Below are 7,762 nucleotides of genomic sequence, written 5' to 3'. Positions count from 1 at the left end.
GGCCTTCACCGATTCTGGATAATGCTTAAACGTTTGTCCCTTGATCGCCATAAAAAATGCACCCCCTAGAATTTCATCGGCTAAACCCAGGGGTTTTTCCAATGTCTATTCTAAGGGGTGCACATCACAATAAGCGGAACAGGGTGTTTCGATTTTTTAAACTTACGATACGCCGTTCAGTTCCAGCGAGTCTTCTTCGTCACGATTGAACGCCTCACGGTCGAACTCACCTTCGGAATTCGCAACGAGCAAGGAAGCAACCGTTGTACCTGTTGCGTTCACAGCCGTACGACCCATATCGACGACGGCATCGATCGCCAGCGTCAAGCCAATCCCTTCGAGTGGCAAGCCCAGCGCTGTCAGGACGACTGTAGTCGAGATTGCGGCCGGTCCAGGTACGCCAGCCACACCGATGGACGAAATCATGCTGACTAGAATAATCAGCACATAATCCGACAAGCCCAGCGGAACGTTATACACGCGAGCGACGAATATCGCGACCACAGCTGGCCATACGCCGCCGCAGCCGTTCATGTTGATCGTGGCGCCGAGCGGGGCAACGAAGCTTGCGATACGATCGGAAACCCGAATCCGCTTCGTAATGACTTCCATATTAACCGGCAGCGTAACATAGCTGCTTCGTGTCGTAAAGGCAACGGCGATCGTCGGATACGCCTTCTTGAAGAACTTGATCGGATTGACCTTGGCTACGAACGCCACAAGACCACCGAAGGTAAAGATGAAGTGAATCAGCAAGGCCGCATAAGTGGCCAGGATCAGCTTGATCAGCGGAGCCAGCGTCTCAACGCCATAGCGGGCGGCCATAGCTGCGATCAGCGCATATACACCGTAAGGAGTCAGCTTGATCACGTACTTGATGACCTGATGGAGAATTTGCGACAGCGATGCGATCAGCTGCTTCACAGGCTCCACCACTTCCGGCTTCTTGGAGCCGACATGCACGATAGCAACCGCAACGAAAATCGCGAAGATCAGGACAGGAACGACTTTGCCGTTGGCTGCTTCATTGAACGGATTGGACGGTACCAGATCCAGAATAACCTGCGAGAACGTAGGAATCTCACGCGGCTTGAAGTTTTTAACCGCTTCTTGGGTAATGCCTGCACCCGGATCAACCAAAATGGCTACGATCACGCCGATCAAAGCGGCGATCCCTGTCGTAATCAAGAAGATCGAGATGGTTTTGACCCCGATTTTGCGCAGATGCCCCAGATTGGTCAAGGTCGTAATACTGTTGATGACGAGCACCACAACCAGCGGAATGACAAGCATCCGGACCAAGTTGACATAAATGGTTCCTATCGTGCTGACGTTCTTGTAATCGAGCTTGTAGGAGTTAAAAATAATCCCTGCCACCAAGCCGAGCCCAAGTGCGATTAACACACGATAGCCGAAGCCCAGGCGCTTACGTCCCAGGAAGTACAAAAAGCCAATGATAACCAATGAAATCACCAATGTGATCCAGTTGGATTGAATAGCGGCTATGAGGTTGTTATTCATCTTCCAGTCATCTCCTTCGCATCCTGAAAACCAAGCCGAAAACTAGGTTTTATCGACTAAAAAGATATTACTCCCGTCTCACTTGGAATGTCAATCTTTTTTTACAAGGGTTGATTAGCAAGCATTCTTCATGCCAGGAGTCTTCTTCCTCATTCGCTCTCGGTCTACGGATTTCTCCGTTTCTCTGGAACGAGTTTTCTCCTCCCGCCTGGGTTTCCCGTCGAATGGAAAGCAAAAAGGCCAAGCCGGCATCCCTCTGCTCGTGCTTGACCTCCGCTCCCTGCGTGTTTCAGGAAAGGTATGTTCGATAAATTATAGAAAAATATGGATGTCACTCGTTCCGGATGATTGATAGGACAAGCCTTCCTGGCTTCACCCCATGCCGCCTTCCTCTCCGGCTTTCGGCAGACTCAGCATCACGACTGTTCCCTGCCCCGGCTCTGACGATACCGTGAGCATGCCGCCGGCTCCCCGGGCCCGCTCCTCCATACTGAACAGGCCGACACCCTTGGCGGCCGTGCTGCGTCTGGCGAAGCCCTGGCCGCGATCCTCTACCCTGGTCTCCACCTGGGACTCCGTCTCGCGCACCGTTACCCATACCTCCGACACATCGGCATATTTCGCCACGTTCGTAAGCGCCTCCTGGATTACGCGATACACCGTTGTCTCCTTCTGCAGGCCCAGCCGGGTCCGCAGGCTGCACTCCAGATGCACCTCGATGCCGTAATGACCCTGGTAATTCTCGACGAAGGTACGGATCGCCGGGACGACACCCAGATCGTCCAACACCGAGGGACGGATCTCCCAGGCAAGCCCCCGGACCTCCTCCATAATGCCGGACACCGAACGGCGCAGCTTCTCCAGCTCGGATGCCGTCTCACCGCCGTCCTCACTCTTCCCGATCAGCCGGTCCATCTGAATGATCAGGGAGAACAGGCTTTGCCCGATGCCGTCATGCAGCTCCCGGGAGAACCTGCGCCGCTCCTCCTCCTGAATCTGCATGACCCGGGTCATCATCACCTGCAGCTCCTCCTGGACCCGCTTCAGCTCCGTCACCTCGCTGCGGATAGCGAGATACTGATAGGGATGGCCCTCTTCATCGAGGAAAGGAACGATTGTCGTATGTACCCAGTAGAAGCTGCCGTCCTTGGCCCGGTTGCGGATTTCACCCCGCCACACCCGGCCGGAGGAGATCGTCTGCCACAGCCCCCGCATGAAGGCCGGATCATGATATCCGGAATTGATGATCCGATGATCCTGACCGATCAGCTCGTCACGAGAATATTGCGAGATTTCGCAGAACTTGTCGTTGATGTATTGAATGGTACCGCGGCGGTCCGTCAGCGCGACGATCGAGGATTCATCCAGAGCAAACTTCAGGTCAGAAAGCTGCTTCAGCGAATCCTTCAACCGTGCGCGCACCTGCTCGTCGCCGATATGCTCATCGAGCTGGGCAAGCAGCAGTGACACGTTCTGCCCGATCAATTGGGGCTGGTCCCCGCCCTGCGAAGCGTGACTCGCGCTATTCAAAATTCAACAGCCCCTTTTTCATCGCAAATTTGACGAGCTCCGGACGGGATTTCAGTCCCAGCTTCTCCATCACATTGCTTTTATGCGTCTCCACAGTCTTCACGCTGATGACCAGCAGCTCGGCGATTTCCTTATTGGCATAGCCCTTGGCTACCAGTGCCAGAACTTCCTTCTCGCGCTCGGACAGCGAATCGTAGGTCCCCTTATTCTCGGGATTTTTCAGCTTATCCAGATATTCGCTCATCAGCCGCTTGGTAGCGGTCGGGTATAGGTAGGCATCACCTGCGGCCACTGAACGGATCGCCGCCAGCAGCTCCTCATGAGGGGCGCTCTTCAGAATATAACCGGAAGCCCCGGCCTGGATGGCCCGGAACAAATACTCGTCGTCGTCATGCATCGTCAAGATCAGCACGGACGTATCCGGCAGCAGCTTCTTCAGCTCCACCGTCGCCGTCAGTCCATCCTTGCCATGCGGCATGCTGAAATCCATCAGCACCACATCCGGCTTCAGCGCTAGTGCGGCCTGGATGCCCTCATCGCCCTCCGAGGCTTCGCCGATAACCTGGAGATCGGGCTTGTCGCTCAGCAGCATCGTGAGTCCCGATCGGACAACCGCATGGTCATCGACCACGATGATCGTAATCACCTGCGGATTCAACCTCCTTCTCGGCCGGTAAGGCCTGATGTTCAGATTTATTTCTTCCATCATATAGCAAAAAATGAATCCCCTCAATCGCTTGACACGATTTTGAAGATTCATTCTAGAATATTCGCTGCGCTCCGGACTGCGCATGCCGGATTTCCTCGGGCCCGTACAGTCGTCCAGAACGGCTCCCCAGCAGCAGCACGCCTGCAGCCGTCTCCTTGCCGTTCACCGGCAGCGCCAGCGCCGTCTGCAGCTTCTCGGCCAGCATCACCGGGCATTCGCGGGCGAAGTCCCGTATCCCCTGCGGCTCTGCCGTCACATAACGGCCCAGCCGCAGCGCCGTACCGGCCAAGCCGGGGCTCCCCCGGCGGAAGCTCATGCGCTGGACGCGCTCACTCCGGCTGCCGAGCAGGCTGGCCCACACATAAGGCCCTGTGCCCTGCTCCCCGGACCCGTCCGATATCCAGGCCAGTGCCGCCATATCGCTGAAGGTCAGCTCCTGCAGCCGCTGCAGCTCCTCCTGTACGCCGGGCGGCAGCGCAATTCCCGCAGGCGGCGTCAAGAGCATCTCCTGCGGAGCGGCTATCCCGGCCTCGAGACGATACCGCTCTGCTTCTTCCGGCTCCTGTCCCGTTCTGTCCTCCCCCTTCATGACTGATCCCCCTCTTCCGTTCCCGGCTCACCCTGTTCGTTGTCTTTCTATTGTAACGCCTGCGCCTCCGATTGTAAGTCAGGGAAAACCCTGAAATCGACCTGCTAAAAACACCGACCGCCAACCCGCGTATTCCGCGGCTCACCGCCTCCTACCCTGATCGCAGGTGTGAGAATTGTCACACGAGCTTCAGGGGATTTCCCGGAAAAGATCAGGTCTTCCCCCGATAACCGGACAGCGTAGAAAAGGGTATGATGAAGACAACAAGAAAAACATGGGAGATGATCGGGATGACGACAGGAACCGGCATGGCGAACGGGACGAAATGGAAAAAGGAAGGCATTCAGGGCAGCCTGGGTCAGCAAGCCGTTCATGGACCGGACAAAAGCGGCATTCTCGGCGTCTACTCGGTATTCTCGCCGGAGAATTTTGAACGGCTGACCGGCATTATGTATAAGAAGCCTGTCGAGGCGGGCAGCATGCTGTACTGGGAAGGCGACACAGCCGACCGGCTTTACTTTCTGGCGAAAGGCCGCGTGAAGGTGACCAAGAGCTCGGATGACGGCCGGACCTTCACCCTGTCCCTGCATCAGGCCGGGGATCTGTTCGGACAGCTCGATCCCTTCCAGAACTCGGTGCATGCCTGCAGCGCAGAGATGACGGAGGATGGCGAGATCGGGATCATTCAGCGCAAGGACCTGGAGGTGCTGCTGTGGCAGCATGGCGATCTGGCGATTGAATTCATGCGCTGGATGGGCCTCGTCCACCGCATCACCCAGACCAAGATGCGGGATCTGATGATGTTCGGCAAGCCCGGAGCGCTATGCTCCCTGCTCATCCGGCTCAGCAATTCCTGCGGAGTCGACCAGAACGGGGCCATCCGGCTGGATATTCGCATGAACAACTCAGAGATGGCGGATATGATCGGGGCTACCCGGGAAAGCGTCAACCGCATGCTGAACGACATGAAGAAAGACGGCGTCATCTCCATGGACGGAGGCACCATCACGATATTGAACTTGCCTTATCTGCGGGGCGTATGCCGGTGCGAGAGCTGCCCCAAGGAAATTTGCCGAATGTAGCTGAACCCCGGCCATCGACAATTTGTTCATTCATCCGCTATAATGACCCTTTAGTCCTCCGGATTAAAGGGTCTCTTGCGTTGAAGAATGCTTCAGACCCGAACGGAATGTTTAAGCACAATTGTCGAATACTATGATGAAAAACAAGGGGATTACCAATGAAGCGTTTGCTTGCCATTTATCTGAATGACATGAGCCGGATCGGGCGCAACTGGGCGGCCACCATCATCATCCTAGGTCTCGCGTTCCTGCCCTCGTTATACGCCTGGTTCAATATTCTGGCCTCCTGGGACCCGTATTCCAATACCGGATCGCTGGCGATTGCCGTCGTCAACGAAGACAGCGGAGCTACGGCGCGGGGACGTGAGCTCAAGCTGGGCGATGAGATTGTCGCCTCGCTCAAGGATGACAAGCGGATCGGATGGACGTTCGTGGATGCCGCTGAGGCCGACAGGGGCGTGCTGCACGGGACGTACTTCGCCAGCCTGACGATTCCGCCGGAGTTCTCCGAGCATATCGCCTCCGTGCTGACGGCTACGCCGCAGAAGGCTGAGATCCTGTATAACGTTAACGAGAAATCGAATGCCATCTCGCCGAAGATCACGTCCAAAGGCGCCACCGGCATCCAGGAAGAGGTGACCAAGCAGTTTATCAAAACCGCCAACGGAGCCATTTTCCAAGTCATGAATGAGGTCGGCACCGAGCTCGAGCAGGAGCTGCCGGCCATAGCCGCCGCCAAGACCGTACTGTTCCGCCTGGAAGACATGTTCCCTGAGCTGAACAAGCTCGTCGACACCGGCATGAGCGATCTGGACAAAGCGTCAGCCATCGCGGCCAAGGCCGAATCTTATGTACCGGAGGTCGCCAAGCTCGCCGAGACAGGACAAGCCGTAACCGAGCAGGTCGGGTCGTGGATCGACCGCAGCGGCGAAGCGCTGGATACACTGGCTCCCGGCATCAAGCAGGACCTCTTCCTGCTGCAGCAGGCAGCCACAAGCGCCAAACAGCTGACCGGCGTGCTGCAGGATGCCAAGATCGACCCGGCCCTGCTGCAGGCGGAGCTGGATCGCGTCAGCCGCCGGCTCGCGGTTGCCAGCGAGGTGAACTCGCGGCTGATCACGCTGTTCGAGCGGCTGAACAGCCTTACCGGAGGCAAGGGCTCCGCACTCGCCGCAGGCAAGCTGCAGCAATTGCAGCGCAGCCTGCAGCTCCAGACGACGATCGTAGAGCGCATATCCACGGCCATCGCCAAGGGAGAGAAGCCCGCGGATATGCTGGTCGCCGATCTGGGCAAGGTGTCTCAGGACGTGGCTGACGGACTCGAAGACATCCTGGGCCGCTTCGATACGGAGATCGTGCCAGGCATCGCAGAAGGCGCAAAGGTGGCCAAGGAAAAGCTAGGCAAGGCCCATGCTGCACTAGTAGACGCCAGCGGCAGTATTCCCGATATCAGCAAAATCGTCAGTGACGCAAGCAAAGGCCTGGCTGCCGGGCAGAAGGAGCTAGCAGCGGTGAAGGAAGCTCTGCCTGGCGTCGAAGCCAAGGTGAAGGAGCTGGCCGAGCGGGTAAGGTCCTTCGAGAACCAGGGCAGTATCACGGACATTTTGCGTCTGCTCAAGCTTGACGCCCAGAAGGAGAGCGAGTTTTTCGCGGAGCCTGTCGTTCTAAAGGAGAACCGCCTCTTCCCGATTCCGAATTACGGATCGGCGATGTCGCCGTTCTTTACGACGCTGTCGCTCTGGGTCGGTGCCCTGCTGCTCGTCTCCCTGCTGACGGTAGAGGTTCACGAGGCAGGTATTGCTTATAAGAGCTATCAGGTGTATATCGGCCGGTACTTGACCTTCCTCACCATCGCACTCGTTCAGTCCTTGTTCGTGACTTTGGGCGACCTGTATGTGCTCGGGACCTATGCGGCGTCTCCAGGCTGGTTTGTCGCCTTCGGTATGCTGCTGAGCGCGGTGTTCATGCTGATCGTGTACACGCTGGTATCAGTCTTCGGCAATGTGGGCAAAGCGATGGCGATCGTGCTGCTCGTGCTGCAGCTTGCGGGCTCGGGCGGTACATTCCCCGTTCAGCTGACGCCGCCGTTCTTCCAGGCGATCCACCCTTATCTGCCGTTCACGTATGCCATCGGCCTGATGCGCGAAGCTGTCGGGGGTATTCTCTGGGATGCCGTAGGCTACGATATCCTCATGCTGCTCATCTACGCCGGTATCGCGCTTGTCATCGGACTCGCGCTGAAAACATGGATCAATGCCTCCTCGGCCAAGCTCGTCAACAAAGCCAAGGAAAGCAAGATCATTCACTAGCAAGCCACATAAGGGCGCACCC

General features: G+C 56.9%; 6 protein-coding genes. 2 read left to right on the top strand and 4 right to left on the bottom strand.

Going from position 1 to position 7,762, the window contains the following annotated elements:
• Positions 1–162: 162 nt before the first annotated feature.
• From WMW72_RS14865 to WMW72_RS14850, 4 genes are all read right to left on the bottom strand, one after another.
• Positions 163–1,521 (bottom strand): dicarboxylate/amino acid:cation symporter, encoded by a 1,359-nt coding sequence (locus WMW72_RS14865; RefSeq protein WP_341416275.1) that lies wholly within the window; start codon positions 1,519–1,521, stop codon positions 163–165.
• Between the two features lie 372 nt (positions 1,522–1,893).
• Positions 1,894–3,051 (bottom strand): PAS domain-containing sensor histidine kinase, encoded by a 1,158-nt coding sequence (locus tag WMW72_RS14860; protein ID WP_341416274.1) that lies wholly within the window; start codon positions 3,049–3,051, stop codon positions 1,894–1,896.
• Positions 3,044–3,697, bottom strand: a complete 654-nt coding sequence (locus tag WMW72_RS14855) for a response regulator transcription factor (RefSeq protein WP_341416273.1) — start codon at positions 3,695–3,697, stop codon at positions 3,044–3,046. Before WMW72_RS14855 ends, WMW72_RS14860 begins: the two co-directional genes overlap by 8 nt.
• A 115-nt stretch (positions 3,698–3,812) precedes the next feature.
• On the bottom strand, positions 3,813–4,349 hold the full coding sequence (locus WMW72_RS14850) for a GAF domain-containing protein (protein ID WP_341416272.1): 537 nt from the start codon (positions 4,347–4,349) through the stop codon (positions 3,813–3,815).
• 290 nt (positions 4,350–4,639) lie between these two features.
• Between WMW72_RS14850 and WMW72_RS14845 the strand changes: the two genes are divergently transcribed.
• Together WMW72_RS14845 and WMW72_RS14840 are read left to right on the top strand one after the other, a co-directional pair.
• Positions 4,640–5,431, top strand: coding sequence for a Crp/Fnr family transcriptional regulator (locus WMW72_RS14845; RefSeq protein ID WP_341416271.1), 792 nt, complete (start codon positions 4,640–4,642; stop codon positions 5,429–5,431).
• Positions 5,432–5,589: 158 nt separating this feature from the next.
• Positions 5,590–7,740 (top strand): YhgE/Pip family protein, encoded by a 2,151-nt coding sequence (locus WMW72_RS14840; protein ID WP_341416270.1) that lies wholly within the window; start codon positions 5,590–5,592, stop codon positions 7,738–7,740.
• Positions 7,741–7,762: the final 22 nt, after the last annotated feature.

The sequence above is a fragment of the Paenibacillus filicis genome (assembly GCF_038070315.1).
GTDB lineage: Bacteria > Bacillota > Bacilli > Paenibacillales > NBRC-103111 > Paenibacillus_G > Paenibacillus_G filicis.
The sequence above is the reverse complement of the archived record's forward strand: the minus strand, read 5'-3'. Positions and strand labels throughout refer to the sequence as shown.

Bases quoted from the DNA above. Each gene is read 5' to 3' on its own strand.
- WMW72_RS14850 (WP_341416272.1), bottom strand. From the start codon at position 4,349: ATGAAGGGGGAGGACAGAACGGGACAGGAGCCGGAAGAAGCAGAGCGG.
- WMW72_RS14865 (WP_341416275.1), bottom strand. From the start codon at position 1,521: ATGAATAACAACCTCATAGCCGCTATTCAATCCAACTGGATCACATTG.
- WMW72_RS14845 (WP_341416271.1), top strand. From the start codon at position 4,640: ATGACGACAGGAACCGGCATGGCGAACGGGACGAAATGGAAAAAGGAA.
- WMW72_RS14840 (WP_341416270.1), top strand. From the start codon at position 5,590: ATGAAGCGTTTGCTTGCCATTTATCTGAATGACATGAGCCGGATCGGG.